The 26784-nt window shown below is 70.6% G+C and carries 30 protein-coding genes and 1 pseudogene; 12 read left to right on the top strand and 19 right to left on the bottom strand.

The features are described from left to right. Positions 1-3: 3 nt before the first annotated feature. The gene (locus ID574_RS15035) at positions 4-975 is read right to left on the bottom strand and encodes an SDR family oxidoreductase (RefSeq protein WP_188189396.1); all 972 of its coding nucleotides are present in this window, start codon (positions 973-975) and stop codon (positions 4-6) included. Positions 976-1083: 108 nt separating this feature from the next. Here ID574_RS15035 and ID574_RS15030 point away from each other — a divergent pair, with 108 nt between their 5' ends. Then, positions 1084-2280, top strand: coding sequence for a site-2 protease family protein (locus ID574_RS15030; protein WP_188189395.1), 1197 nt, complete (start codon positions 1084-1086; stop codon positions 2278-2280). A 135-nt stretch (positions 2281-2415) separates the two neighbouring features. Here ID574_RS15030 and ID574_RS15025 read toward each other — a convergent pair whose 3' ends face one another. The 4 genes from ID574_RS15025 to ID574_RS15010 form a co-directional block, all read right to left on the bottom strand. Continuing rightward, a complete protein-coding gene (locus ID574_RS15025) occupies positions 2416-2667 on the bottom strand; it encodes a hypothetical protein (RefSeq protein ID WP_188189394.1) in 252 nt (83 codons plus the stop codon). A 128-nt stretch (positions 2668-2795) separates the two neighbouring features. After that, entirely contained in the window at positions 2796-3323 is a 528-nt protein-coding gene (locus tag ID574_RS15020; protein ID WP_188189393.1) for a GNAT family N-acetyltransferase, read from the bottom strand. A gap of 37 nt (positions 3324-3360) precedes the next feature. Next, complete coding sequence (locus tag ID574_RS15015; protein WP_223166686.1) at positions 3361-3837, bottom strand: protein-tyrosine phosphatase family protein; 477 nt, start codon at positions 3835-3837, stop codon at positions 3361-3363. Then, the gene (locus ID574_RS15010; RefSeq protein WP_188189392.1) at positions 3834-4409 is read right to left on the bottom strand and encodes a CGNR zinc finger domain-containing protein; all 576 of its coding nucleotides are present in this window, start codon (positions 4407-4409) and stop codon (positions 3834-3836) included. The genes ID574_RS15015 and ID574_RS15010 overlap by 4 nt, the downstream gene beginning before the upstream one ends. 73 nt (positions 4410-4482) lie before the next feature. Here ID574_RS15010 and ID574_RS15005 point away from each other — a divergent pair, with 73 nt between their 5' ends. The 5 genes from ID574_RS15005 (at position 4483) to ID574_RS14985 (ending at position 8799) form a co-directional block, all read left to right on the top strand. Then, positions 4483-5073 carry a helix-turn-helix domain-containing protein gene (locus ID574_RS15005; protein WP_223166721.1) on the top strand — a complete coding sequence of 197 codons (591 nt, stop codon included), beginning with the start codon at positions 4483-4485 and terminating at the stop codon, positions 5071-5073. A gap of 210 nt (positions 5074-5283) precedes the next feature. Further along, positions 5284-5865 (top strand): helix-turn-helix domain-containing protein, encoded by a 582-nt coding sequence (locus ID574_RS15000; protein ID WP_188189390.1) that lies wholly within the window; start codon positions 5284-5286, stop codon positions 5863-5865. 158 nt (positions 5866-6023) lie between these two features. Further along, a complete protein-coding gene (locus ID574_RS14995; protein ID WP_188189389.1) occupies positions 6024-6407 on the top strand; it encodes an STAS domain-containing protein in 384 nt (127 codons plus the stop codon). A gap of 272 nt (positions 6408-6679) precedes the next feature. Then, positions 6680-7342, top strand: a complete 663-nt coding sequence (locus ID574_RS14990; protein WP_188189388.1) for a class I SAM-dependent methyltransferase — start codon at positions 6680-6682, stop codon at positions 7340-7342. 233 nt (positions 7343-7575) lie between these two features. Then, positions 7576-8799, top strand: coding sequence for a S1C family serine protease (locus ID574_RS14985; RefSeq protein WP_188189387.1), 1224 nt, complete (start codon positions 7576-7578; stop codon positions 8797-8799). 6 nt (positions 8800-8805) lie between these two features. On the opposite strand, the gene ID574_RS14980 is transcribed toward ID574_RS14985, so the two are convergent. The 4 genes from ID574_RS14980 to ID574_RS14965 all read right to left on the bottom strand — a co-directional run bounded on the left by ID574_RS14980 (position 8806) and on the right by ID574_RS14965 (position 12554). Beyond that, positions 8806-9660 (bottom strand): geranyl diphosphate 2-C-methyltransferase, encoded by an 855-nt coding sequence (locus tag ID574_RS14980; protein ID WP_223166685.1) that lies wholly within the window; start codon positions 9658-9660, stop codon positions 8806-8808. Beyond that, positions 9657-10826 carry a family 2 encapsulin nanocompartment cargo protein terpene cyclase gene (locus tag ID574_RS14975; RefSeq protein WP_223166684.1) on the bottom strand — a complete coding sequence of 390 codons (1170 nt, stop codon included), beginning with the start codon at positions 10824-10826 and terminating at the stop codon, positions 9657-9659. The genes ID574_RS14980 and ID574_RS14975 overlap by 4 nt, the downstream gene beginning before the upstream one ends. A gap of 29 nt (positions 10827-10855) precedes the next feature. After that, positions 10856-12241 carry a family 2B encapsulin nanocompartment shell protein gene (locus tag ID574_RS14970; RefSeq protein ID WP_188189386.1) on the bottom strand — a complete coding sequence of 462 codons (1386 nt, stop codon included), beginning with the start codon at positions 12239-12241 and terminating at the stop codon, positions 10856-10858. Between the two features lie 130 nt (positions 12242-12371). Continuing rightward, entirely contained in the window at positions 12372-12554 is a 183-nt protein-coding gene (locus tag ID574_RS14965; protein WP_188189385.1) for a hypothetical protein, read from the bottom strand. Positions 12555-12727: 173 nt separating this feature from the next. On the opposite strand from ID574_RS14965, the gene ID574_RS14960 reads away from it, so the two are divergent. The 4 genes and pseudogenes from ID574_RS14960 (at position 12728) to ID574_RS14945 (ending at position 15767) form a co-directional block, all read left to right on the top strand. Continuing rightward, positions 12728-13981 carry a sensor histidine kinase gene (locus ID574_RS14960; protein WP_188189384.1) on the top strand — a complete coding sequence of 418 codons (1254 nt, stop codon included), beginning with the start codon at positions 12728-12730 and terminating at the stop codon, positions 13979-13981. Further along, positions 13969-14628, top strand: coding sequence for a response regulator (locus ID574_RS14955; protein WP_188189383.1), 660 nt, complete (start codon positions 13969-13971; stop codon positions 14626-14628). The genes ID574_RS14960 and ID574_RS14955 overlap by 13 nt, the downstream gene beginning before the upstream one ends. A 222-nt stretch (positions 14629-14850) precedes the next feature. Continuing rightward, a pseudogene (locus ID574_RS62750) lies at positions 14851-15051 on the top strand (serine hydrolase); the annotation flags it as partial. Between the two features lie 308 nt (positions 15052-15359). Continuing rightward, complete coding sequence (locus tag ID574_RS14945; RefSeq protein WP_188189382.1) at positions 15360-15767, top strand: DUF2267 domain-containing protein; 408 nt, start codon at positions 15360-15362, stop codon at positions 15765-15767. A gap of 13 nt (positions 15768-15780) precedes the next feature. Here ID574_RS14945 and ID574_RS14940 read toward each other — a convergent pair whose 3' ends face one another. From ID574_RS14940 to ID574_RS14925, 4 genes are read right to left on the bottom strand one after another with little or no spacing between them, the layout of a single operon-like run. After that, complete coding sequence (locus tag ID574_RS14940) at positions 15781-16059, bottom strand: hypothetical protein (protein WP_188189381.1); 279 nt, start codon at positions 16057-16059, stop codon at positions 15781-15783. Positions 16060-16093: 34 nt separating this feature from the next. Further along, entirely contained in the window at positions 16094-16444 is a 351-nt protein-coding gene (locus ID574_RS14935) for a hypothetical protein (RefSeq protein ID WP_188189380.1), read from the bottom strand. A gap of 6 nt (positions 16445-16450) precedes the next feature. Then, entirely contained in the window at positions 16451-17032 is a 582-nt protein-coding gene (locus ID574_RS14930) for a hypothetical protein (RefSeq protein WP_188189379.1), read from the bottom strand. A 27-nt stretch (positions 17033-17059) separates the two neighbouring features. Beyond that, positions 17060-17521: an Hsp20/alpha crystallin family protein gene (locus ID574_RS14925; protein WP_188189378.1), complete on the bottom strand. Its 462-nt coding sequence runs from the start codon at positions 17519-17521 to the stop codon at positions 17060-17062. A gap of 205 nt (positions 17522-17726) precedes the next feature. Here ID574_RS14925 and ID574_RS62745 point away from each other — a divergent pair, with 205 nt between their 5' ends. Together ID574_RS62745 and ID574_RS14915 are read left to right on the top strand one after the other, a co-directional pair. Further along, positions 17727-18056, top strand: coding sequence for a helix-turn-helix domain-containing protein (locus tag ID574_RS62745; protein WP_188189377.1), 330 nt, complete (start codon positions 17727-17729; stop codon positions 18054-18056). Between the two features lie 242 nt (positions 18057-18298). Beyond that, the gene (locus ID574_RS14915; RefSeq protein WP_188189376.1) at positions 18299-19633 is read left to right on the top strand and encodes an esterase/lipase family protein; all 1335 of its coding nucleotides are present in this window, start codon (positions 18299-18301) and stop codon (positions 19631-19633) included. 108 nt (positions 19634-19741) lie between these two features. On the opposite strand, the gene ID574_RS14910 is transcribed toward ID574_RS14915, so the two are convergent. The 6 genes from ID574_RS14910 to ID574_RS14885 all read right to left on the bottom strand — a co-directional run bounded on the left by ID574_RS14910 (position 19742) and on the right by ID574_RS14885 (position 26585). Beyond that, the gene (locus ID574_RS14910; RefSeq protein ID WP_188189375.1) at positions 19742-21151 is read right to left on the bottom strand and encodes a PLL family lectin; all 1410 of its coding nucleotides are present in this window, start codon (positions 21149-21151) and stop codon (positions 19742-19744) included. A gap of 109 nt (positions 21152-21260) precedes the next feature. Then, on the bottom strand, positions 21261-22055 hold the full coding sequence (locus ID574_RS14905) for an SAM-dependent methyltransferase (RefSeq protein ID WP_223166683.1): 795 nt from the start codon (positions 22053-22055) through the stop codon (positions 21261-21263). A 90-nt stretch (positions 22056-22145) separates the two neighbouring features. Beyond that, positions 22146-23438, bottom strand: coding sequence for an ABC transporter substrate-binding protein (locus ID574_RS14900; protein ID WP_188189373.1), 1293 nt, complete (start codon positions 23436-23438; stop codon positions 22146-22148). Next, the gene (locus tag ID574_RS14895) at positions 23435-24871 is read right to left on the bottom strand and encodes a glycoside hydrolase family 43 protein (protein WP_188189372.1); all 1437 of its coding nucleotides are present in this window, start codon (positions 24869-24871) and stop codon (positions 23435-23437) included. Before ID574_RS14895 ends, ID574_RS14900 begins: the two co-directional genes overlap by 4 nt. Continuing rightward, positions 24868-25740: a carbohydrate ABC transporter permease gene (locus ID574_RS14890; protein WP_188189371.1), complete on the bottom strand. Its 873-nt coding sequence runs from the start codon at positions 25738-25740 to the stop codon at positions 24868-24870. Before ID574_RS14890 ends, ID574_RS14895 begins: the two co-directional genes overlap by 4 nt. Continuing rightward, entirely contained in the window at positions 25737-26585 is an 849-nt protein-coding gene (locus tag ID574_RS14885; protein WP_223166682.1) for a carbohydrate ABC transporter permease, read from the bottom strand. Before ID574_RS14885 ends, ID574_RS14890 begins: the two co-directional genes overlap by 4 nt. Between the last annotated feature and the right edge of the window lie 199 nt (positions 26586-26784).

The raw sequence follows: 26784 nt of genomic DNA, 5'->3' as shown, positions 1-26784 counted from the left end.
CGGTCACTGGAGTGCGCGACGTCGTACGTAGGCCACGGTCCCGACCAGCGCCGCGGCCGTCAGGGCGCGTCGTATCAGCGTCTTGCGGGCGCCGTGCCACCCGCCGGCGACGGAGCCGGGACCGGCGTCCGGCTCGTACAGGTTGCCGGTGTCCGCGGGCGCGGGGTGCTTCCTGGACAGATGCGTGCGGTCCACCTGCGCGGCCATCATCCGCTCGGTCAGCCCCGGGGTCGCCTTCACCTGCAGGCTCATGTTGCGGGCCATGGGCCCGACCACGACCTCGCGGCGCGGCCACCGTGCGAGGTCCACGATCGCCCGGGCGACCCGCTCGGCCGTGTACACCGGGGGCATGGCCCGCACCTCACGGCCGGTGTAGTTCGCGGCGTGCTGGAAGAGCGGCGTGTCGATGGAACCGGGCAGCACCGTGCACACCTTGACGCCGCGTGAGCCCTCCAGCCGCAGTTCCTGCCGCAGGCTCGCGCCGAGCGACCGGATGGCGGCCTTGGTCATGCAGTACGCCGACGTGTACGGCTGCGCCACCGCACCGGCCACGGACGACACGTTCACCAGCACGCCCCGGCCCTGATCCCGCAGGTACGGCAGCGCCGCGCGGGCGCCGTGCACGTACCCCATGACGTTGACCTCCAGCACCCGCCGGAAGTCCGCAAGCGGCACCTCCGAGAACGCCCCGAACGCGGTCACCGCCGCGCAGTTCACCCACACGTCGATCCGCCCGAACCGCTCGACCGCCCCCTGGGCCAGCTCCTTCACGGCCTGGGCGTCGGTCACGTCGGTGGGGACGGCCAGCGCCTCTCCCCCGGCGTCCGCGCATTCGCGCCTGGCCTCGTCCAGCGCCTCCTCGCCGCGGGCGGCCAGCACCACGGCGGCTCCTCTGGCGGCGAAGGCCCGCGCCGTCGCCCTGCCGATGCCGCTGGACGCCCCGGTGACCACGACGACCTTGTCCTTAAGCCTCATGAACATCACGCCGTACCCGTGCGGACCTTCACGAAACAGAAGCAGGTTTCCGCACCTCCACCCGGGTAGCCCGACCTGGTAGACGCTGATTGCGAAGGGAAAGGCCAGATGCGTTCATCGTTCCGGCTGGGCCGCATCGGCGGGGTCGTCGTCGGGCTCAACGTCAGCGTGCTGTTCATCGTGCTGATCCTGGTGGTCGGCCTGGCCTTCGGGCGTTTCCCCGTCGTGTTCCCCGGCTACTCCCTGACGGCGTACATGCTGGCCGGGCTGGCCTCGGCCGTGTTGTTCATGGTCTCGCTGCTGGCCCACGAGCTCGCGCACGCCCTGGTGGCCAGGCGGCACGGCATCGAGGTGCCGCAGATCACGCTCTGGCTGCTCGGCGGGGTGGCCGAGCTCCGCAGCGAGCCCCGGACGCCGGGCGCCGACCTGCGGATCGCCGTCGTGGGGCCCGTGGCCAGCCTGGCGTGCGGGGTGCTGTTCGGCGTCCTGGCGCTGCTGGTCTCCGGCGCGCCGCTGGCGGCCGGGATGTTCGCCTACCTGGCCGGGGTCAACGTGCTGCTGGCCGTCTTCAACCTGGTCCCGGCCGCGCCGCTGGACGGCGGCCGGGTGTTGCGCGCCGCGCTCTGGGCCCGCTGGGGCGATCGAATCCGGGCCGCCATCGCCGCCGCACGCGCGGGCCGGGTGTTCGGGTACGTGCTCATCGCGCTGGGCTTCGTGCAGGTCCTCACCGGGCTCGGCTTCCAGGGGCTGTGGCTCGTCCTGATCGGGCTGTTCCTGGTCAACGCGGCCAGCGCCGAAGAGCAGCAGGCGCAGCTCGGCGCCACCCTCCACGGGGTGCGGGTCGGGGACGTGATGTCCCCCCATCCCGTCGTCGCCCACCCGGACGAGACGGTGTCCGGTCTGATCGATCGGCTGGTGATGAGCCGGCGCCTGTCCACGTACCCCCTCGTGGACGTGGACGGCGCATTCCTCGGCCTGGTGACGCTCAACCGCATCCGCCAGGTGGCACCCGCGGAGCGGGCGACGACCCGGCTGCGCGACATCGCCTGCCCGCCCGGCGACGTGCCCCGGGCCGTGCCCGACGAGCCGCTGACCGGCCTGCTGGGGCGGATGGGCGGCTGCGCGGACGGGCGGGCCGTGGTGCTCGACACCTCCGGCCGCCTCGTCGGGCTCCTCACGCCCAGCGACATCAGCCGCGCCATCCAGACCGCCGGCCTGCACGGGAACGATCCCTATCCCCATCCGCGCGGCGCCGACCTCGCCGTCCCACCCCGGGACCGCGCCCACCACCGCGACGCCGCCTGACCCCGCATGGCCCGTCCCGATCCGTCCGCGCCGGTCGAGGACGGGGCCGGTCGAGGACGGCAGGGCGACGCGGTGGCTGGGCCCGGCGCGGTGGCTGGGCTCGGCGCCCCGCCGGACCCGTGGGGCGGCTCGCGGCTACTCGAAGTCGTCGGGGTTCAGTTCCTTGAGCCGGTTGAAGGCCGCGTCGCGCTCGTCCAGGTCGTAGAGGTCGTAGAGATCGAGTTCCTCGCTCCCCACGAACCCGCTTCCCAGGAAGCCGGGTGTGACCCCTGGCGTGACGCCGGCCGGCCGCCTCGACGCCTCTTCCTCCGCCGCGGTCAGCGGGGTCCCGGTCGCCTCTTCACTGTGTCCGCGCTCGACGTGCGGGCGAGTCTTCTGCTTGCTCATCTCATCCTCCCCTTGCGGCCGCCGCCGGGAGTCCGTGCCGACGTGGACGTGCCCGTCCCGTCGGCCCCTTCTTGCGCATCTGCCCGGGAGTTCCCAAGCCATGTCCGGCTTTTGGTGATTTATGCGCGTTATGACCGGTTCTGGTGAGGAGAGAGGGCGCGCTGCATGAGGGTGGTGTCGATCCAGCGGCCGTGCTTGTAACCCACCTCCGCCAGCCGCCCCACCTCGGTGAAGCCGAAGCGGCGGTGCAGCGCGACCGACCGGTCGTCACCCGCGTCGGCGATGACGGCGATCATCCGGCGCAGGCCGGCCGCGCTCGACCTCGCCACCAGCTCGCCCAGCAGTGCCCCGCCCAGCCCCCGGCCGGCGTGGCCGGGAGCGAGGTAGATCGTGTCCTCGACGGTGTGGCGATAGGCGGGCTTGGGACGCCAAGGGCCGGCGTAGGCGTAGCCGACCACCTCGCCGGACCGTTCGGCGACGAGGAAGGGCAGGCCGCGGCCGGTCAGCTCGTCCAGCTTGCGATGCCAGTCGGCGACGGTCGGCGGCGTCTCCTCGAAGGTGATCACGGTGTTGGTGACGTAGTGGGCGTTGATGTCGGCCACGGCCTTCAGGTCCGCGGGGACCGCCGGCCGGATGACGGCTTGGGGGAGCGCCACGATGATCTTCTTTTCTCTATAGTGAAACCTTATGTCATTATAGAGGAGGAAATCGGGCTATCCAGCGGCGCTGCCAGGGCGTTTCGACGGCTCTGGGGTGGTGGTGCTCCCGGGTCCAGGCGACCGCCGCCGCCGGGTCCACGCCCGCCAGCACGGCGAGGCAGGCGATGACGGTGCCGGTACGGCCGACGCCGCCGCCGCAGGCCACCTCGACCGCCTCCCCCGCCCGTGCCCGTTCGTGCAACTCGCGGATGCGCCGGACCGCCAGGTCGTGATCGCGGGGCAGCAGGAAGTCGGGCCACTCGATCCAGGCCCGCGGCCAGGGCATGGCGGGATCGTGGTGGCGGCGGAGCCGGGCCGATCCCAGATAGAGGCCGAAGCCGGGCGCCGGCCCCTCCGGAAGGGGATGGCGCAGACCACGGCCGCGCACCCAGGAGCCGTCCGGCAGCCGGATCGCACCCACGAGCGGCGGTCGCTCGCCGCCGCCCACCGGCGGTCGCTCGCCGCCGGTCACCGCGGCACGCTCGCAGTGCGTCGGCGGGCGCGGTGGACCGCGACGTTGACGCGGTTGCCGCACACGTCCGGCATGCAGTACGCGCGCCGGCCCGCCCGGCTGGTGTCCACGAAGACGCCGCGGCAGCCCGGAGCGGAGCAGGGCCGGAAGCGGCCGTGGCCGAGCGCCCGGATGACGCCCAGCAGGCCGATGCCGATGAGCGTGGCCAACTCGGCGACCAGAGGCGCGCCCGGCGCGGTCGGAACGTACCACTGCCAACCGCCACCGGGCTCGCGGCGCAACACCGGGGCCTGGCCCGCCCACCCGGTCAGCACCGTCGCGCCCTCGACGGCGTCCGCTTCGGTCTCCGTCTCCAGGAGGGCGCGGACCTCCCGGCGTAGCAGGTGCACCCGGCGCACGTCGTCCTCGTCCGGCCGCCCGTCGACGTGGACGCCGTGGCCGGACAGGAAGGCCGCCAGTTCGTCGGGCCCGGGAAGCGCCTCTCCCGCGGCCGCCCGCACGGTGGGCGAGGAGTTGACCAGATCGGTCGCCACCGTCGCTCCCAGCGCGTAGTCGGTGATGGAGATGTCCATCGCCCTCCTTCGATGTAACGGTTATAAACAAACTATAACCCTTACATCGCCGTCCGCGTACGATGATGACTTGGTGAACCTCGAAGCCCTGGGCAAGCACATTCAGGAGCTCCGCCACGACCGGGCCATGACGCTTCAGCAGCTGGCCGACGCGGCCGACGTGAGCGTGAGCATGCTGTCCTCGGTCGAGCGCGGGCACAAAGCGCCCACGATCGTCGTGCTGGCCCGCATCGCCGACGGCCTGGGCGTGCCCGTCGCCGAGCTGGTGACCCAGCCCGACGACCGTCGCGTCATCGTCCGCCGCGCCGGCGAGCAGGAGCACATCGACGAGCCGGGCGGGTGGCGCCGGACGATCCTCACCCCGGTGGTGCCCGGGGTGAACTTCGAGTGGATCCGCACCACGCTGCCGCCGGGGTGCGACGCGGGGCGTTTCCCGGCGTACGCGGCGGGCTCCCACGAGTACGTCGCCGTCGAGTCGGGCACCCTCCGCCTGACCCTCGAGGACCGGGAGGTCGACCTGGGCCCGGGCGACTCGGCCTACTTCGCGGCCGACGTCGAGCACGCCTACGCCAACCCGGGCGAGGTCCCGTGCACGTACCACGTCGCCGCGCTCATCATGCGCCCCCGCCGGGCCCAGCCGCGCCCCCGCGATCGACAGCCCTGACTCGGCCCAGGGCACGTAGGCGTCATGAAGTCGATCAGGCGAAAGGTCCTGGGCCGGGACGGTGTGCGGGAAGACCTCGGCCCGCCCTGCCTCCAGCAGGTCGGCAGGAGGCATCCTGTCCCCGGACAGGAAGCCGTGCATGTGCGCGGCACGTCCCGAAAATGGCAACTTCTGTTGCCATTACTGGGACAAGCCCGCTGAAATGGCAACATGCAGCAGCCGTCAGTGATCAACGACACGCTGGCCCAGGTCGGCGCCAGGCTCAAGAGCATCCGCACCCGGCGCGGCGTCACCCTGGCCGCGCTGGCCAAGGCCACCGGCATCTCGAAGAGCACCCTCTCCCGGCTCGAGTCCGGCCAGCGCCGCCCGAGCCTGGAGCTTTTGCTGCCGCTCGCGCAGGCCCACCAGGTGCCACTCGACGAACTGGTCGGCGCACCGCAGGTCGGCGACCCGCGGATCCGCCTCAGTCCACGCCTGCGCAACGGACGTACCGTCATCCCCCTCACGACCAATCCCGGACCGATCCAGGCCTGGAAGATGATCATTCCCGCCGACCAGAGCAATCCGGATCTGTGTACGCACGAGGGCTACGAGTGGATGTACGTCCTGTCCGGCCGCCTGCGGCTCGTCGTGGCCGACCGCGACCTGACCCTGGGCCCCGGGGAGGCGGCCGAGTTCGACACCCGCCTGCCCCACTGGTTCGGCTCGACCGGCAGCGGCCCGGTGGAGTTGCTGAGCCTCTTCGGCCGCCAGGGCGAGCGCATGCATGTTCGGGCCAGACCTCGACATTGACATCACGTGAACGCCGCCCGTCGAACCCGGGAAGAAATCAGGCCCCGACATCTTATGCAGGAGGCAGGAGCCCGGATATTGTGCGGTAAAGGCAAGCCACCGCCTGTGTCTATGTCTTCCCAGAATTCGTCTCCCGAATTCCGATCGGCAGGCATCACATGCTGGATCTGACGTTCGCCACCCAAAGGCTGCCGGGCGTGAGTGTCATCTCCGTGGCAGGGGAGATCGACGCCGCCGGCGCACGCCGGCTCGATCGCCACATTCACGAGACCCGGCGATCGCCCGGCGAGCACATGGTGATCGACCTCAGTGAGGCCGGGTTCCTGGGCAGCGCGGGGCTTCGCGTTCTGCTCAACACCCACGCCTTCGCCCGCCAGCACGGCGGCGCGCTGCATCTCGCCGCGCCGCATCCCAAGATCGCGCGATTCATGGAAATAACGCATGCGAATACCGTCCTGCACGTGCACGCCACGGTCGAGGCGGCCGTGATCGCCGCTCTCCAGCAATCCCACACGCCGGAGAGAACACTCACGCAGGCCTAATTGGGAATGTCGGAAATCCTAGTTTTGGGTCGTCGATAATTCGGCCCCTCCGCACCTCTCGCCGTCCGCGAAAGTGTCCGCGATCGAGCGCCCACGGCGTCTTCGCGAGACAGACTGATCGGGAGAAGTAGAGACACGAGGTTGGAGCGGGCATGAGCGGCTGGACGCGGATCACGGAGCGGACCGTGAAGTCGTCCTCCCTCGGCGCCACGCTCCGGCCCGGCCCCGCCCCCGTAGGTTCCCCCTCGAAGACCGCCTTCTGAAGGAGCCCTGTGACCAGGTTTCCCGACATGCTGCACCGAGCCCTCTTCAAGTCCTTCTCCCTGTTCGGCCGCCGCTCCCACGGGGCCGTCCTGCGCCGGTACTTCGACTGGTGGCACCGCAGGCCCGACCCCTGGCGCCTGGCCACGGACGCGTACGAGCAGCGCAAATACCAGACCACGCTCGCCGAGCTCCCGGACGGCGCCTACGGGCGCATCCTTGAGGCGGGCTGCGCCGAAGGCGTCTTCACCGAGCTCCTCGCCACCACCTATCCGGACGCCGAGATCGTCGGCATCGACATCTCCGAGAAGGCGCTCGAACGCGCACGGGAGCGCAACGAGGACTTCGCCGGCCGCGTCCGCTTCGTCCACGCCGACCTCCTCGACCACGACCTGCCGACCGGCTTCGACCTGGTGGTCTGTGCGGAGACGCTCTACTACGTGGGCGGCGGCGACCAACTGCGGCACGCGTCCCACCGGCTGACCTCGCTGCTGGCGCCCGGCGGCCTGCTCGTCCTCGTGCACCCGTGGCCGGAGGCCACCCGGCTCCACCGGTTCGCGGACGCGGCCCCGGAGGTCTCCAAGATCGGCGAACGGGTCGAGCAGGACGCCCACCGCCCCTTCTCGGTGTCCCTCTACAGGGCGAGGGCGAGCGAAAGCGAGATCGCCTCCTGACCCCGTCGCCTCCCCGGCGCACCCTCACCCACCAGGCCCACCGTCCGGGGTTCGCCCGTGTCCCGGTTTCAGGGATAGCTGGCCGAATTTCCTGACTTTTCGCCCGCGATGATCGTGCGCCACCAGCGCCGATAAGGCCGGCATCAGAGGGCGCCGACCGCGGGGATCTATGGCTTAACCAGGACTTACCGGCCATTGATCAGTCTTGTGTCATCAGGACGCTAGGAGATGACATGGACGCCAACGAGCCTCGCGAGCACAATGCCGGCGGCTGGAGCCAGTTCGGTGACACACCGCCTTCCCCGGGAGCGTTTCCGGGGAAGACCCCGGTGGGCCCCGAGCTGGCCCCGCCACCGCCGCCGCGGCGGCAGGGTTTCCTGCTCACCCGCAAGGCGATCGCCGGGCTCGCGCTGGCGGCCGCGACGGCCCTGGGATTGACGGCGCTGGGCGGCGGTGCCGTGGGGGCGTACCTGGCCGCCGCCGACCGCCCCACGCCGACCGCCACCGTGAGCAACCCGAGCCCGGTCTTCCGCGCGGTCGCCGACCAGCTCACGGTCGCGCAGGTGGCGGAGAAGGTCCAGCCGTCGGTCGTGATGATCCAGGGGCAGACCGCGGAGGGCTCCGGCGTGGTGTTGTCGGACGACGGGCTGATCCTCACCAACAACCACGTGGTGCAGGGGCAGAACGCCCTGACCGTCAAGTTCAACGACGGCAGGACGTCCAAGGCGAGCGTCGTCGGCACCGACCCGGCCACCGACCTCGCCGTCATCCGCGCCGAAGGCGTGAAGGGGCTGACCAAGGCCACACTCGGCGACAGCGACCAGGTCAAGGTCGGCGACCAGGTGCTGGCCCTCGGCAGCCCGCTCGGCCTGGACGGATCGGTGACGGCGGGCATCGTCAGCGCGCTCGACCGTACGGTGACCGCCGGGGGCAGCCCCGGCCAGCAGCAGCTCCCGCCCGGCTGGAGCCGGCAGGGCGGCGAGAGCGAGACGACCACGCTCGGCGGCATGATCCAGACCGACGCGGCGATCAATCCCGGCAACTCCGGCGGCGCCCTCGTGAACGCGGCCGGCGAGCTGATCGGCATCAACAGCGCGGTGTCCAGCGAGGGCGTCAACCTCGGCTTCGCAATCCCTGTGAACACCGCCAAGCAGGTGGCCGACCAGCTCATCAGCAAGGGCACGGTGACCCACGCGTTCCTCGGGGTGAGCGTCGCCGACGCCACCGGGGACGTGTCCGGCGCGCTGATCCGCCAGGTGACCGCGGGCAGCCCGGCGGAGAAGGCCGGGCTGAAGCAGGGCGACGTCATCACCAAGATCGGCGACACGAAGGTGGACGGCGGCGACACCGTCGTCGGCCAGGTCCGCGGCTTCGAGGTGGGCCAGCAGGTGCCGGTCACCTACGTGCGCAACGGCGAGACGGAGACCGTGACCGTGACCATGGAGGAGAAGAAGTGAGCCGCGTCAGACGCGGTCGGCGGCGATGAGCAGGTACTGGAAGCTGCCGTTCTTGTACGCGTCGAGGAAGGACTGCTCGATGCCGGTCGCGAGATGCGTCTTGGCGCGCAGCTCCCAATAGGGGATGGTGGCGGCGGTCAGATCGACGACGCTGATGGGGACGAGGCGGTTGGCGACCAGCTCCCGGAAGTAGGTGCTGCGGGAATGGATGTCGCAGATGTAGTGGGCGTTGATCTGGCTGATGGCCCGGGACGGCAGGCCGTAGGCGTCGTTGTAGCAGCCGGTGATGCAGACGTACCGGCCGCCGCGGCGCAGGAGCCGGGAGTGCTCGGCGAACAGGAGGGAGAGCTCGACGTACATCGTGCTCTCGTTGTTCCAGATCGCCTGGAAGGAGCCCGTCTCGAAGCCGGTGTCGAGCATGTTGCGGAAGTGGAAGCGCACCTTGTCGGCCACGCCGCGCTTCCTGGCCTGCTCGTTGGCGAAGGCCACCTGCGACTCGGAGATGGACACGCCGTCCACGTGGCAGCCGTAGCGCAGGTTGGCGAGGAAGCTGGAGCCGCCGCGGCCGGAGCCGGCGTCCATGACCCGGTCCTCGGGGCGCAGCGGGCCGAGCCGGGCGACCAGGGTCTCGGCCTGCACGGTCTCCAGCCGGTGCAGCTCGTTGACGACTCGTTTCTCGCGGGTCTCCTCGGGCTCGTCCAGCACCGACCAGTCGACGTCGCCGATGCCGTAGTGGTGGTGGTAGAGGCCGTCCACCTCGCCCAGCCGCAAGTTGACCGGGTTCTTCTCAGCGTTCCAGTAGTCGGCGACCGAGCGCTGGTAGAGGCTGCTCAGCACGGGGGTCTCTGCATTGGCGGTCACAGGGATGTTCCTTTCGACAGGGACTGGTAGCGGCTGCTGCTGCCATGCCATTCGAGGCATCCGGCCATCCACGCCTGCGCGCCGCGCAGGAACCGCTTCAGCTCGGGGCTCGGGACCGCAGCCAGCATGCGCTGGCTGGCCTCGAATCCCCTGACGAAGTGGTTGTGGAGGGACACGGCGCGTTCGGTCGCCTCGCGGATGGAGCAGTCGTCCTCGGCGGCGATGAGCAGGATCACGTTGGAGTCGGGCAGTTCGTCGGCCGCCTCCCTGGCGACCGAGTGCAGGTCGTTGACGATGACGCTGGCAGTGCCCGCCTGCATGAGCGCGGTGTGGAAGCGCCGGTCGTAGAAGAGATCGGCGGGCAGCTCGTAGCCGCCGACGATGTCGATGAGCGTCATCGAGGTGTAGAAACTGTCGTGCTGCCGGGCCGCCAGATAGCGCCAGACCGGCGGCGGCGTCTCCAGGTAGCGCCAGGCGGCGTAGGCGCACCAGCTCACGTACATCTGGAACGTGGTGTTGCAGGCCCGCATCACCTGGGACGGGGTGGCGTGCCTGCTGGTGTGGCTGGTGGCCGAGCGCAGCGCGACCAGCACGGGGTCGGCCCGGATCGCCTCCTCCAGCTGGAGGGTGTAGTCGCCCGCGGGCGGGGGCGGGTCCATCGCCGACATCACCAGCGCGAGCCTTGGCGGCAGCTCGGTCGGCGTGGCGCCGAGGTCGCTCTCGTCGGCGTAGTAGTCGTCGGCCGCCCACCAGGCGGTGTTCATCTGGGCGGCGACCAGCAGCAGGTCGGGGTCGTCGCTGTCGGGGTGGGTGAGCATGGCCAGCCGCCCGAAGCCCGTCTCGCGGAACTCCTCCATCCGCCCCTCGTGGAGGCCCACCCCTTCGACCCACGCCGCCAGCCGCCGGTCCACCTCTTCGCCGAGGTGGTCGTCGACGCGGACGGTCTCGGGGCAGTAGAGCGGCGGGTACGACCCGTCGCCCCACTGACGCTCGCGGTAGGCCAGCGGGGTGAGGTCGTGCGCCGACGAGGACGGCCGTGGCAGGCCGGGTTCGTGCCCGTCGCCCTCCTCGAAGTGCGGAGCGTGCCGCGGGCCGGCGGCCCGGAGACTGAGCGTGAAGGTCCCCAGGCCGGTGGGGAGGGGCGGCAGGGACTCGTACGCGGGCATGACGCGACTCCTCCTCGGGTCGATCTCGGTCAGGAGCGCGCGGCTGCGATGTCGACGTTCTCGAGGATCCCGATCGCGTCGGGGACCAGGATCGCCGTCGAGTAGTAGGCGCTGACCAGGTACGACATCACAGCCTTGGCGTCGATGCCCATGAAGCGCACGTTGAGGCCGGGCTCGTACTCCTCGGGGATGCCGGTCTGGTGCAGGCCGACGACGCCCTGGTCGTCCTCGCCCGTCCGCATGGCCACGATCGAGGTGGTCTGCTCCTTGCTGATCGGGATCTTGCCGCAGGGGAAGATGGGGATCCCGCGCCAGGCGGGGATCTCGTGCCCGTTGACCTCGGTGCTGCCCGGGACCAGCCCGCGTTTGTTGCACTCCCTGAAGAAGGCGGCGATCGCCTTGGGGTGGGCGAGCAGCAGGCGGGTCTTGCGCCGCATGCTGATCAGGTCGTCCAGGTCGTCAGGGGTCGGCGGCCCGGACCAGGTGTAGATCCGCTGGCCGTAGTCGGCGTTGTGCAGCAGGCCGAACTCGCGGTTGTTGAGCAGCTCCCACTCCTGGCGCTCACGGACCTCCTGAACGGTCAGGCGCAGCTGCTCCTCCAGCTGGTTCATCGGGTGGTTGTAGAGGTCGGCCACGCGGGTGTGGACACGCAGGATGGTTTGGCACACGCTCAGCTCGTACTCGCGGGGATGGAGTTCGTAGTCGACGAACGTGCCCGGGAGGTCGGGCTCGCCCACGTGGCCGGCGGCGAGGTGGACCGCCGCCTCGCCGCGGCGGTTGACCGGCTTGCGCGTGCCTTCGAGATAGTGCTGGACGTGCTCCCGCAGGGCCGGGGACTGGCCGAGGACGCGTTGGAGCTCTGTCCATGGGGCCGCCATGATCGTTCCTGCGGTGGTCGCCCTGAGCGTGCACGGCCAGTGCGGGTCCTCCTGGCCGATGGCCTCGTCGCCGAACTGGTCACCGTCCGCGATGACGCCGAGGGCGTCCGTCTCGCCATATTTTCCGGTGGACAACTTTTCGAGCCGGCCGTGGGCGACGACGTAGACCTCGTAGACCGGGGTGCCGGCCCGGGCGATGACGTCGCCGGGCCGGAACTCGCGCGGCCTGAACGCCGCCGCGATGGCCGACAGCACGTCGAGGTCGTCGAAGCCGCGCAGGAAGGGCAGCTCCGTGAGCGTGTCGGGGATGATCCGCACGTCGTCCGCCCCGTGCTGGGCCATGCTGACCCGGCCGCGCCCGACCCGGTGCGTGAGCCGCCGGTTGACGCGGTAGGTCCCGCCGCGCACGTCGACCCACGGCAGCATGCGCAGGAGCCAGCGGGACGTGATGGCCTGCATCTGGGGACGGGTCTTGGTGGTCGTGGCCAGGTTGCGTGCGGCCCGGGTGTCCAGGCTCAACTGCGGTTCCGTGGGCATCTTCCCTCGCAATCGCCGACTTGGTCACTTAACGTAATCAAGCCAGCACATCACGTAGAGTCTCCTGCCGGGCAGGGAATGCTTACGCTCCGCAACAACGCTCTGGCCGTCCGGCGGCTACCGCAGAACGTCAAGAGCCCAGGCCGGCGGTAGGGCGCCGGTGACGGTAGTGGTGGCGGATCAGCGCGGCGGCGCTGCCCAGGCTGACCAGGCCGGAAGCGATGTTGATGAGGATGTGGAGGTCGGCCAGCGAGGTCACGAGGTTGACGACACCGCTGAGGACCAGCAGCAGCCACAGTGCGGGACGGTACATGGGTGTGCTCCTTTGTCCGGTGCTTCGATCAGGTGCCGAAAACGCTACGGAGCACGCCGCCCGGCGGGCGATCCCGCCAACGCGACAGCCGAGGTACAGCAGGCTGTACTCTTCGCCCTGCGATCTCACGACATCCCCGGATATGCCCTATCGTCGGGGCGCAGGAGGTGAGGATGCCGACCCGCGACACCGCGCCCGCTCACCGGCCGCTCCCCCGCGCCCGAGCTTGCCTGGACGCGCTCGAACACCTCATCGGCGGCGTCGGCACCGCGACCCTCGCCCTGTTGGCGCTGGTCGTGCTGCTGTTCACCGCGGCGCTCTGCGTCATCGGGGTGGGCGTGCCGGCGGCTCCCGCCGTGCTGCGCGGGCTGCGGGCCGTCGCCGACCGGGAACGGGCCCGGCTCTCCCGCTGGGGCCAGGAGATCATCTCTCCGGAGCCGGTGCCGGCCAGGGTACGGGAGGCCCTGCGGCATCCGGACATCCGCCGGGAACTGCGCTGGGTGCTCGTGCATCCGACCCTGGGCCTGGCTGTCGGCCTGATCGGGTGGACGCTGCCGTTCAACGCGGTCCGCGACCTCACGTTCCCGCTGTGGTGGCACCTGCTCCCTCCGGACGAGGCGGCCGGCGCGGGCCTCGGCCTGTGGGACGTGGACGGCCTCGGCGACGCGCTCTGGATCGCCCTGCTGGGCGTGGGCTGGATCGTCCTCGCCCTGGCGGTGCTGCCGGGAATGGCGCGGCTGCAGGCGTGGCCGGGGCGGCGGTTGCTGGTCCCCGACCCCAGCGCCGACCTCGCGCTGCGGGTCGCCGAGCTCACCGCGACCCGCGCGGCCGCGCTCGACGCGCACGCCGCCGAGCTGCGGCGGATCGAACGCTCGCTGCACGACGGCACCCAGAACCGCCTGGTCGGCGTCACCGTCCTGCTGGGCGCGGCGCGCCGGGCGCTGGCCCGCGACCCCTCAGCCGCCGACGCCATGCTCGAACGCGCCCAGGACGCCGCCGAGCAGGCGCTCGCCGAGCTGCGCGGGGTCGTCCGCAGCATCCTGCCGCCGGTCCTGGCCGACCGGAGCCTCTCCGACGCGCTGGCCGGGCTGGCCGCCACCTGCCCGGTCCCCTGCTCGATCGACGCCGACCTCCCCGGCAGGTGCGCCGCCTCGGTCGAGGCCACGGCCTACTTCGTGGCGGCGGAGGCGCTCACCAACATCGCCAAGCACAGCGGCGCCCGGCGGGCCACGGTCACGGTCCGCCGCCGCGACGACCGGCTGCACCTGGAGATCATCGACGACGGCCACGGCGGGGCGGGCGAGCGCGGCGGGTCCGGGCTCGCCGGAATCCGCCGCCGTACCGAAGCACACGATGGGACGTTCATGCTGACCAGCCCGACCGGTGGCCCGACCACCCTGCACGTGAGCCTGCCATGCGGATCGTGATCGCCGAGGACGACCCGCTCCTGCGCGAGGGACTCGCGCTGCTGCTGTGCGCCGAGTCGCTCGACGTCGTGGCCACCGCCGGCGACCCCGACGGCTTCCTCGCCGCCGTCGCCGAGCACGAGCCGGACGTCGCCATCGTGGACGTGCGGATGCCGCCCACGCACACCGACGAGGGCATCGTCGCGGCCGTCGAGGCCCGGCGCCGCCGGCCGGAGCTGGCCGTGCTGGTGCTGTCGGCGTACGTCGAGCAGGCATTCGCCACCGACCTGCTCGCCCACGGCAGCGCCCGCCTCGGCTACCTGCTCAAGGAGCGGGTCGGGCGGGTGCAGGAGTTCCTGAGCGCGCTGCAGCGGGTCGCGGACGGCGGCACGGCCATCGATCCCGAGGTCGTCGCGCAGCTCCTGGTCCGCTCTCGGCCGGACAACCGGCTGGAGCGGCTCAGCCCCCGTGAGCGCGACGTGCTGGCGCTGATGGCCGAGGGCCTGGGCAACGCCGCCATCGCCGAGCGGCTCGTGGTCACCGACGGCGCCGTGCACAAGCACATCCGCAGCATCTTCGCCAAGCTCGACCTGGCCCCGACGGACCGCGTGGACCGGCGCGTCGCCGCCGTCCTGCACTACCTGGAGAACGGCGACCGCCGCGAGTAGCGCCTGCCGCACCACAGGAGGCCGCGCTCACCCTGACCGGCCTGCCCGCCACGGCGGCGCACGCCGACACCGTTCAGGAACGCCTGGACAAGCTCGGCGGCGGCGGCGCGTTCCCGCCGCCATGGCCTCGGCACGGGAGCCCGACGGCCGCGTCCGCGACTACGCCGCCGGCGTCGCCGACCTGAGCACCGAGGAGGAGGCGCCGGTGGACGGGCGCACGGCCGGAAGATCACCACCCGGCAGCTGCTCCAGCACACCAGCGGGCTGCCGAACTACACCGCGGACCTCAAGCCGGTCTTCGAGATCCAACACACGTACATCGAGCCGAGGCAGACGCTCGACATGGGTCTGGCGCACAAGCCCGCCTTCGCGCCCGGCAAGGGCTGGCAGTACGGCAACACGGGCTACACCGTGCCGGGCTGATCATTCAGAAGATCATGGGGCGGCCGGTGAGCGAGGTCGTCACGGAGCGGGTCATCAAGCGGGCCGGGCCGCGGGGGACGTACTGGCCGGGAAGCGAGGACACGATCAAGGCCCCGGGCCTGCCGGCCGGCTGGCAGTACGGGCTCGGCCGAGCGCGTCAACGCCGCCCTCGACGCCGCGCTCTGCTCGTAGCCGGCGGTCGTTTCCCTCTGGACCCGCCGGGTAGCGGGCCCTGGACGGGACCGCGCGGTAGATCCCCGCCTCAGAAACCCCACGTGCAGAGCGAACCAGACCGTGTGGGAGGAATCGTGCGACACGAGGAATTCATCGGACAGGTGCAGGCGCGCGCTCAGCTGTCCGGCCTCGGCGAGGCCGAGCGGGCGTGCAGGGCGGCCCTGGAGACGCTCGGCGAACGAATCCCCGAAGGGCTCGCCGACAACCTCGCCGCGCAGCTGCCTCACGAGATCGGCGAGAACCTGCGGCGCACCGAGGTCTTCGGCGGCTTCGGCACGGGCGAGCACTTCGGCCGCAAGGAGTTCGTGCAGCGGGTCGCGAGCAAGGCCGGCTGCGACGAGCGGCAGGCGACCTACCTGGCCCGGGTGGTGCTCGAGGTCACCGACGAGGCGACGCAGGGCGGCATCATGAACAAGGTCCGTGACAGCCTTCCGTCGGACGTGCGCGAACTCGTGACGTCCGGCAGCCACGGGCACATGTGATTCCCCGCAGACGTCAGGCGCCGAGGTCCCGGACGACGTTGTCCAGCCGGTGTGCCAGGGTCTCCAGGAGCTGGTCGGTCAGGCCGCCCTCCGGGAGCTGGGCGGTCAGCTCGTCGCGGCGCGCGATGACCAGCCCCTTGTGGGCGTCGTCCACTTCGGCGGCCGGGACGACCAGGCATTCGCCGCGGACGAAGACCAGCGTGGCGTCGGCCTGCTCAGAGGTGAGCAGCCTTCGGACGCATTCGCGGTCGACGAGCTGGGCCAGCGCGGCTCCTCGCGGATCGTGCTTCATGGGATCTCCTTCGTGAATTCGTAGGACTCGGTGCTCATCCGAAGGTCGGCGGGCCGCCGTCCGAGCGGGCCCGCCGCACCCCGAACACCACCAGGTACGCCGCCGCCGCGAGCGCCACGAGGGCGGGCGGGACCGCCAGCAGCGGCCGTCCGGCCAGCACCGCCAGCACGGCGAGGACCACCCCGGCGAGCAGCCCGAGCGCGACGGCCAGCAGGCGCACGCCGAGCGCGGTGGACGGCGGCGGCGACTTCGCCCACCTGCCCTTGCCCGCTCCGGCGACGCCGGGCACGCCGGTGTCGCTGATCTCCCCTGACTCGGCGGGCGGCGGGTCACGGAGCACGGGGGCGAAGAACTCGTCGTCCCGATCGTCGTTCGGCCTTTTCATCGGAGGTCACCTCGCGCTCGCGGCCGGCTCGACGGCGTCCAGCTCGCGCAGGAAGGGCGTGACGATGTCGTTCAGCTCGCTGACCAGCGCCTCCAGCGACGCCTGGGCGTCGTCCAGGTTGGGCAGGCCGTCGGCGCGGGCCCGGGTGGGCGTCGGGAGGCGGTCGGCCGCCAGCGGCACCCGCAGCTCCAGCGTGGTCAGCGCGGTCCGCCGCTCGTACGGCGGCGCCACGTACGCCGGCTCGGCGTCGTCCTGCCGTTGCCAGGTCGACCAGCCGGCGGGAAGCGGGACCGGGGCCGGGACCGCGAGCTCGACCACCGCCAGAGGGCCACGCGTCTCCTCCGGGCGATGGCAGGTCGCGTCGAGCACGCGGGGGTGGCAGCGCACGTACGGCGATTCGGCCATGGGGCGCGTGGCCACCTCCCACGCGCCCAGGGCGAAGTGCAGCGGATCCAGGGTGATCCCACCCGCGCCCGCCTCCCCGTCCTTCGCCGCGAACGCGTGCCGCCACCTGCGCAGTTGCTCGCCGTAGCGCTCCTGCGTGCCCTCGTGCCCGGCGTCGATCCAGAACGCCTGGGTCCCGGCCATGCGCCTCCCCCTCGGATCGGATGTCGGTCAGCCCTTGATCTGGATGCGGCGGGAACGGCCCTGCTCGGTCTTCGGCACGCTCACGGTCAACACGCCGTCGGCCAGCTCACCGCTGATCTTGTCCGTGTCGGCGTCGTTCGGCAGGATCGTGCGGTAGACGAACTTCCCGGTACGCCGCCGGAGCCTGTTCCCCTTCTCCTCCTCGCGGATCTCCCCCGACACGCACAGCTCGTTGCCGTCGATCTCGACCTGGATGTCGTCCCGCTTGATGCCGGGCAGCTCGGCGCGGACGACGTACGCGTCGGCCGTCTCCTCCGTCTCGGCGAGGGGACGCCAGGCGGTTGCGGTCTCGCTTTCGGCGCTCTGCTCGAACAGCCGACCCATCTGATCCCACAGCTGCTGGAACTCGGTGAAGGGATCCCATGACCGGCTCGGCCAGGTGCCGCCCCACTGCGCTGGTGCTCTGTTACGCCTGATGGGCAGTGCCATCGCCTCTTACCTCCGTGACTTCGGGAACGTGATCGTCCCTGCTCATGCAGCTCATCGCGCCCCTACCCTTGCGTCTGCCCCCAAACGCGGCGAACCGGCGTTTCCTGACACTCCGGTTAACAGTGCTTCAACGTTGACCAAGCCCGCGGCGACCTCCTGACCGGCACCTGCGCCAGTCCGAGGACGGCGGCAGAACGGCCCTCCCATGCACCGCACCCACCGGTTATCCGCTGCTGCCCTGAGCATCGCCTGGCAGCTACGACCTCGGCTTCTCCCTACGCCATCTCCACCTGCTCTTCCGCGAGGCGGACACCACACCGCGCGCCTGGCTCTACGGCCGACGACTCGACCGGGCGCGGGCCCTGCTGCTCAGCCCCAACCCCAGGCACCGACCATCTCCGCGATCGCCCAAAGCGTCGGGTTCAAGGACCCGTCACATTTCTCCCGAGCCTTCAGGACCAGGTACGGCATCAGCCCTGCCCGCTACCGGAGAACGGCGGCCACACCGGCGTCAGGCAAAACGTCTGCCGGATAACACACCGCTGACGATCATCAACATGACCAGGACCGTTCCGTCACATCTGTCAGCGGCACAGACGAAGAGCGTCAGATGACACCTGGTCCCGCTCGCCGAGGCGTGGGCCTGACCGTGGACAGCGCGGAGAAGTCCACGCTCGGCGGCATGCCGTCCACCTGCTGGGAGCGTCGCGCGCGCCGTCGCCACCCCTCCCACCTGCTCGATTACTGTGAGTGATCGAGTAGGGAGGGGATCCGACCATGGCACAGGAACCGAGGATCGACGTCGAGATCAACGCCAGGACCGTCGAGAGCAGCCTGACCCCTGAGCAGGTCCAGCGGATCGCGAGCGCGCTCGGCGACCCGGGGGTCTGGTTCGCCGCCCCGCCCGTTCGCACGGGCGAGGCGGCCAGACCCGACTTCGTGTGGGAGCTGGTGGCCGACAAGCCGCACCTGGGACACGTCGCCACCGGCCGGGCTGGCGTCTACCTGGCGGAAGGGCACTCCGCGCTGACCCGGCCCCTGATCTTCGCCGACGGCTTCAACTACGGGCCCAGCGACCTGAACTCGATGTGGCGGCACTTCAACGCCCCGTACGAGAAGGGCGTCCCCGGACTCCTCGACCAGCTTCGCGCGTTGGGCATCGACGTCGTCCTGCTGGGGTTCGACCAGCGGCAGACGTACATCCAGGCCAACGCGGGCGTGGCGGTCACGTGTGTGCAGCGGGTGCTGGCCGAGCGGCGGGGCGACAGCCCGCTGATCGTGGGCGGGGTCAGCCTGGGGGGCCTGATCACCAGGTACGCGCTGGCCCGCATGGAGAGCGAGCGCATGGACCACCAGACCGACAAGTACTTCTCGTACGACACCCCGCACCTCGGCGCCTGGATCCCGCTGGTGCTCCAGCAGCTGGCCTACCTCCACGAGGCGCTGCAGCCGCGACACGACGGGGCGGGGCAGGCCGAGCTGATCCGCAGCCCGGCGGCGCAGCAGGTGCTGTGGGGGTGGGTCGAGAGCGAGAGCTACTCGGGTCAGGTGACCGCGTCCAGCCCGCTGCGCAAGGACTTCCTCGACGACCTGCGCAGGGTGGGCTGGTTCCCGATGCGGCCGTACAAACTGGGCCTGGCCAACGGGACCGGCGACGGCCTGGGGCCGGATCTGAAGCCCGGCACGCCGGTGCTCGACCTGGGCGAGGGGCCGCTGCGGCTGGTCGCCAGGATCCAGCCGGACATGGGCGAGCTGCGCAACGTCGGCGCGATCGGCTTCGGCGCGCCGGTGTGGACGAGCGCGACCTCGTACGTGGCCGCGTTCGACGGCGCGCCCGGCGGCACCCTGGACGCGTTCGGCCGGGCCGCCGACGCGATGGGGCTGCCGATCCAGGACCGCTTCCGCGGCACCTGCTTCGTCCCGTCGGTCAGCGCGATCGCGCTGGCCAGGGACCCGCGTGAGTGGCATGCCGACCTGTACGCCGACCTGCGCGAGCTGCCCAAGGACGAGACGTTCCTGGACGCGTTCTGCTGCGACACCGGCAACCACCCGCACGGCGCCGTCTCCAAGGCGCTCGTGGAGTGGTTCGTGGAGCAACTGGCCGGCTGGTGAGCCGAGCGCGCCGGTCCCGCTCGGGGCTGGTGAGCGAGACGCGTCGGCACGGCTCGGACGGACGAGCGAAGGTCGCCGGCCCGCTCGGGCCGGGCCGGTGCCCTTCCCTCAGCGGGTGCCGCGGTGCACGACCAGGAGCTGGTCGCGGGTGGCGTTCTTGTCGCGGTAGGCGATGACGGCCGGGGCCTCGGCGCTGTGGTGGGCGGGCAGCCGCTCGTCGGGGCCCCAGCTGGAGCCGTCGAAGGAGGCCCACCACAGGCTCTGGTCCGACGCGCCGCGGTGCACGCAGTGGAGCCGGTCCTTGTACACGGTCAGCGCCGGGCCCTCGGCGGCGAAGTGTCCGGGCAGCCGCTGGTCGGGACTCCAGGCGTTGCCGTCCCAGCGTGTCCACCACAGGGACGTGTCGTCGCCGGAGCCGCGGTGCACGCAGTAGAGGTGGCCCCTGAACACCGCCAGCGCCGGGTTCGACCGGCTGGAGTGAGCGGGGAAGCGCCGGTCGGGGCCCCACTTGGCGCCGTCCCAGACCGTCCACCACAGGCTGTCGTCGGCACTGCCCCGGTGCACGCAGTAGAGCTTCCCGTCGTAGGCCGCCAGCGCCGGGGCGCCCGCGCTGAAGTGCTTGGGCAGCTTGGCGTCCGGGCTCCACTTGGAGCCGTCCCACCGGGTCCACCACAGGCTGTCGTCGTTGCCGCCCCGGTGCACGCAGTAGAGCTGGCCGTCGTAGGCCGCCAGCGCCGGGGCGCTCGCGCTGAAGTGCTTGGGGAACCTCTGGTCCTCGCTCCAGCCCTGTTCCCCGTCGTAGACCGCCCACCACAGGGCGGAGTCGCCGTCGCCGCCGCGGTGCGCGAGATACAGACGGTCACGGTATTCGGCGACGGCCGGTCCCGACGCGGTGAAGTGGTCGAGGAAGCGCTGGTCCTCGCTCCAGCCCTCGCCTGGTTCGTACACCGCCCACCACAGCCTGGCGTCGGTGTCCGGCTCTCCGACCCCGCGGACCGGGACGAGCGTGGCGGGGGCCGTCCACGGCGAGACCAGCCTGGCGCCGTACGGGCGGGCGACCGAGGCGATCCAGGAGGACTTGTTCTTCGCTGACCACTCGACGATCGGCGCCAGCCACCCGCCGAGCACCGCGCCCGCGGTCTCTCCGAGCAGCGTGGCGATCTCGGCGGAGCGCACCGCGGCGGTCTCGTTGAGCTGGAGCTCGAAGCCCCACCACCAGGAGACCGGCCACACCTCGGCGCCCAGGGCGCGCAGCTCGGTCTGGAGCCGGCGGACGCGGTCCTGGTCCTTGATGTCCAGTTCGGCGATCTGGCGCTCGCTCTCCCGCTTGGCCGCCAGCCACTCGGCCTCGGCGGCCGCGCGGTCGGCGAGGTCGTCCTCCTCCAGCAGTTCGGTCTCGACGGCCATGTCCACCGCCGCGGCGGCCACCGGGTCGTCATCCGCGAGGAGCAGCGGTTCCTCGGCCTCTGTACTGATTTCGGCGGTGTCAGTCGTATCGGTCCTGGTCTCGTCGGCCATTTCCAGCCCCCCTGGAGTCTTGCGATGCGTACATGCACGAACCTGACACATAGTAACTGTGCGTGTTTGCATCATTACTTAGGGGGTTGGAGATAGGCCGGTAAAGGTCCTATGCGGACGGTTTCCTACCCACACCCACCAGCAGATAGCCGGGCGGCGGCGTCTCCCCGATGAGCGGCTCCTCGTCGGGCCGCCATTCCGACACCGGCACGAGGCCCGGCTCGACCAGCTCGAACTCACCGAACATCGCCCGGATCTCCTCCCGGGTGCGGCCCTTGGCGCCGCCGGTGGAGGAGCCGCGGAAGACGTCCCTGACGTTCTCCTCCGCCTCCTCGTTGCCCAGCGAGTGCACCCCGTGGGCGAGCACCAGGTAGCTGCCCGGCGCCACCGCGTCACGCAGAATCTTGATCACGGCCTGCGGGTTGTCGTCGTCGTCGACGAAGTGCAGGACGGATCCCACCATCACGCCGACGGGCTCGGTCAGGTCGATCAGCTGCCTGACCTCCGGCATGGCCAGCAACTCGGCCGGGCGCAGGAGGTCGACCTCGGCGAACGCGACCCGGCCCGCCTCCTCCAACAGCGCCCTGGCGTGCGTGGCCACGACCGGGTCGGGGTCTGCGTAGACGACCTTGGCGTCAGGCGACGCCTCGCGGACGACCTCGTGCACGTTGCCCTGGGTCGGCAGGCCGGTGCCCAGGACCAGGAACTGCCTTAACCCCGCCGCGGCCAGGAACCGCGCCGCACGCTGCACGAAGGAGTGGTTGGCCTTCGACAGTGACACGATCTCGGGCATGAACGCGACCATTTGATCGACCGCTTCGCGGTCGACCGCGAGGTTGTCCTTGCCACCGAGTATGTAGTCGTACATTCGGGCGAGGTTTGGCGTGTGCGGATCAAAAGACACAGGACGATCGTAAAGCCCTCTAGTGCCATAGGTCAGTAAAAGGTCGCCATCTCCCCAGGTAACGATCTACGACGTACTCCGCGGCCACCGTCAGCCGTGCCGTTCCTTGTAGCCGGCCTGCGCCTCGGTCAGCTTGGCCGAGAACTGGTCGAGGAAGTCCTTGGCGCTGAGCTCGCCCAGCAGCACCTTCTGGAACAGCGGCTCGGCCCAGGTCTTGGTGATCTCGTTGAACTCCGGCAGGTGGTAGGGCATCTGCACGACCTTGGTGGCCGGGTCGTTCAGCACCCGCTGGGCCTCGGTGATGTGCGGGGCCTGGGCGCCCTGGACCTCGGTGTTGGCCGGGATGACGCCGGTCTTCTCGGCGATGTAGCCGCCCATCTCCTTCGCGGCGAAGAACTCCGCCAGTTTGAACGCGGCCTCCTTGTTCTCGCTCGCCGAGAAGACGCCGACGCCGCCGACCGGGTTGGACAGCACCGCCTGGACCCCGGTGTCCGACTTCGGCACGGAGAACGAGGCCACCTTGTCGGGCCCGAGCTCCTTCATGTGGTCCTGGTACGAGCCCAGATTGTGCTGCATGACGGCGATGCTGCCGGCGGTGTCGAACTGGGCGACCATCTTGACGTAGTCGTTCTGCAGGTCACCCTCGGGCGTGTTCTTCTTGTAGAGCCCGGCGTACTTCTCCAGCGCGGTCACGTTCCGCGGGTCGTTGATCGTGGCCTTGCCGGAGGCGTCGAAGAACTCCGTGATGCCGGACTGGCCGTAGACGACCTCCAGCATCTGCGCGATGGAGCCGGAGCCGCCGCGGATGGTGAAGCCGAACCGGTTCTCCTTCGGCGCGGTGAGCTTGTCCACCGCGGTGAAGAACTCCGACCAGGTCTTCGGCGGCTCCAGCCCGGCCTCCTTGAACCAGTCCTTGCGGTACCAGAAGGCTCCCGCGTTGGTGGAGAGCGGGTAGATGTACGTCTTCCCGTCCGGCACCACGTTCTTGACGGTCGTCAGGAGGGCCGGGTTGAACTTGCCGTTCAGCGCCGGGTTGGCGGCGATGCGCTGGTCCACGGGTTCGAGGGCCTTCTGGGCGACGAGGTTGGCCAGCCCGGAGGTGGATATGTCGGCCACGTCCGGTGTGCCGCCACCGGCGATGGCCGTGTCGATCTTCTGGGGCGCCTGTGCGATCGGGATGCCGACGTAGTTGACCTTGATGGTCGGGTTGGCCTTCTCGAACTCCTTGATCGCGTGCTGCCAGATCGGCGTGCGGGCCGGCCCGGCGTTGGTGTCCCAGAAGGTGATCTCGGTCTCGCCGCCGGAGCCCGCGTCGCCGGAGCCGCATCCGGCCAGGACGGCCGCGGCAAGGAGAGCCGCGGCCGTCGGCACACGTCGTGTCATGAGGAACCTCCGTTTACGGTGAACGCGTCGAAGATGGCCTGGCCGGTCCCGTCGCCCGCGGCGAACAGGCCGAGCACCGCGCCGACCCACCGGCCCTGGGTGGCCTGGAAGGGCGCGCCGACCTCGCGCAGGCCCGTCCCGGTGTCGGTCAGGAACGTCACCAGCGCCCCCTCGCCGATCCGCGCCCCTACGGTGACGGGCATGTCGCTGACGGGCACGGGCTCGGCGTCGCCGCACACCAGGACGGGACCGTCCGGCGTGCTCGCCAGCCCGACATAGGCGTAGGTGGCGCCGAGGACCACCAGTCCCGCCCGGCCCTCGCCCTCCAGAGTGAGGGCCGTGGTGACCGTGCAGGGGTCGCCGGGCAGCCGCTGGCCGAGCACGGAGGGCCGCTCCCGGAGGTCGTCCGGCCCCGGCACGCAGATCAGGCGGAGGCGGCCGTCGCGCAGCTCCCACCACGACGGGTCGGGGTTGGCCTGCCAGCTCCACTGCAGCCCGAGCCCGGGTCCGGAGAAGTCGTCGGAGGTCGCGGGCGTGCTCGGCCTTCCACCGGGGACGGGGACAGGGGCTTCGGCCACCGGCTCGCCGTCCGCGCCCATGACCGGCCAGCCGCCGTTCCATGTCATGGGCTGCAGGTGGACGACCCGGCCGTAGGGGCCGCGGTCCTGGAAGTGCATGAACCAGTGCTCACCGGACGGGGTGTCCACCCAGCCGCCCTGGTGCGGGCCGTTGACGTCGGTGCGGCCCTGCTCCAGGACGATGCGGTCCTCGTACGGGCCGAAGATCGACTCCGCGCGGAACACCGACTGCCAGCCGTTCTCCACGCCGCCGGCCGGCGCGAAGATCCAGTAGACGCCGTCACGTTTGTACAGCTTGGGCCCCTCCAGCGTGCGGTAGCCCGGCAGCAGGTCGGCGTCGATGATCAGTGTGCCCTCGTCGAGCACCTTGCCGGCGTCGGGCGACATGCGGTGCAGCGTGAGCCGGTTGTTCACGCCGGCGCGGCTCTTGGCCCAGCCGTGCACCAGGTACGCCTGCCCGTCGTCGTCCCACAGCGGGCACGGGTCGATCAGCCCGAGCCCTTCCTTGACCACGTGCGGCTCGGTCCACGGGCCGCGCGGGTCGGCGGCGTTGACCTGGCAGATGCCCACGTCCGGGTCGCCGTAGAAGATCCAGAACCGGTCCTCGTGGTGGCGCAGCGACGGCGCCCACACCCCGCAGCCGGGCCGTACGTCGTCGTAGCCGCGGGTCAGGGCGTGCCCGATGATCGTCCAGTTGACCAGGTCGCGCGAGTGCAGGATCGGCAGACCCGGCACCTTGGTGAAGGTGGAGACGGTCAGGTAGAAGTCCTCGCCCACGCGGATCACGTCGGGGTCGGACCAGTCGGCGTTGAGCACGGGGTTGCGGTAGGTGGCGGTCACCTTTTCACTGGTCATCCCTTCACCGCCCCGGCGGACAGCCCCTGGACGAGGTAGCGCTGGATGAAGGCGAAGACGATGACGACGGGCAGGGCGGCGACGACTCCGCCGGCGGCGAGGGCACCGAAGTCGACGCTGTTCTCGCCGAGGTTGTAGGCCAGGCCCACGGGCACGGTGAACTTCTCCTGGTCGTTGATGAACATGAGGGCGAAAAGGAAGTTGTTCCAGCTGTGGATGAAGGCGAAGGAGCCGACCGCCACCAGCGCCGGGCGCAGCAGCGGGAGCACGACGGCCAGGAAGCCGCGCATCCTCGAGCAGCCGTCGACCCAGGCCGCCTGCTCGAGCTCGTACGGGATGTTCCTGATGAAGCCGCTGATGAGTATCAGGGAGAGCGGCAGCTGGAAGACCGTCTCGGCGATGACCAGGCTCCACAGCGAGTTGGTCAGCGACAGCGTGCGGAAGATCTCAAACAGCGGGATGATCATCAGTGCGCCGGGGATGAACTGCGTGCACAACATCCCGACCATGAACGCGCCCTTGCCGCGGAAGCCGTAGCGGGCCAGGGCGTAGCCGCCGGCCAGGGCCACGACGGTGGTGGCGATCAGCGAGGCGAGGCCCACGAGCAGGCTGTTCTGGAAGAAGACGGCGAACCCCATCCCATTCCAGACCGTGTCGAAGTGTTCGAACGTGATCGGCCACGGCACGATCGACGTCGACCCCGCCGGCCGGAACGCGAAGACCAGCATCCAGTAGAACGGCACCAGCGTGAACAGCAGGTACAACGCCAGCGGGACGTAGATCTGCCATCGCGGCACCCGGTTGCCGCGCCGCGCGGGTGCGGCCTGCCGCGGCGTGGCGGTCTCCGGGCGCTCGGTCACCATGGTCATGACTTCGCTCCGAACTTGCTCAGCCGCAGGTAGGCGATGGAGAAGAAGGTCAGGATCAGGAAGGCCACCGTGGTCAGCGCGGTGGCGTAGCCGAAGTCGTGGGACTGGGCGGCCAGCGCGGCCACGTACAGCGGGAGCGTGGTGGTCTGATGGGCGGGGCCGCCGCCGGTCAGCGTGTAGAGCAGGTCGACGTTGTTGAACTCCCACACCGAGCGCAGCAGCGTGGACAGGATGATCGCGTCCCTCAGGTGCGGCAGCGTGATGTGCACGAATCTGCGCATCCGGCCCGCGCCGTCCACGGCGGCGGCCTCGTACAGGTCCTTCGAGACCGACTGCAGGTCGGCCAGGAGCAGGATCGCGAAGAACGGCACCCCGCGCCACAGCTCGGCCAGCACCGCCGCCCAGAAAACGGTGTCAGGATTGGCCAGCGGCGCCGCCCCGTACTCCATCAGCCCCAGGTCTGCCAGATAACGCGACATCCCGGTGAACGGGTTGTAGAGCAGGACCCAGATCGCGGTGGTCAGCACGCCGGAGACCGCCCACGGGGAGAAGACCAGCGCCCGCGACAGCGCCCGGCCGACGAAGGTCTCATTGACGATCAGCGCCAGCGCGAGCCCCAGCACGAACTGCAGCGCGACCTCGACGACCACCCACTTGACGCTGAAGCCGAGGCTCTGCCAGAAGATCGGGTCCTCGAACAGCAGCGTGCGGAAGTTCTCCAGCCCGGCGAAGCCGTTGTCCCAGGGTTTGGTCACGTTGTAGTGCTGGAGGCTGTAGTAGATCACGCTGCCCATCGGGTAGACGAGGAACCCGAGCATCGCGATCAACGACGGGGCGATGAGCACGTAGGGTGTCCACGTTCCTGTGCGGCGTGGTTTCGAGCTGGGCGGACGCGCCGGGACGACGGCCAACGTGCACGACTCCTTCGGTGGCCCTGGAAAGGTGCAATCGGTTGCAGGAAACGTTGCGTCAGCCCGAACGCAACGTCAATGGCACGTGAACCAGCCGAGTGCCCTCATCAGGGCAAATGCCGAAATCTCGAAA

It is taken from the genome of Nonomuraea sp. SYSU D8015 (genome assembly GCF_008065375.1).
Classification (GTDB): domain Bacteria; phylum Actinomycetota; class Actinomycetes; order Streptosporangiales; family Streptosporangiaceae; genus Nonomuraea.
Note: the sequence above shows the minus strand (reverse complement) of the source record. Positions and strands in the feature narration are given on the sequence as shown.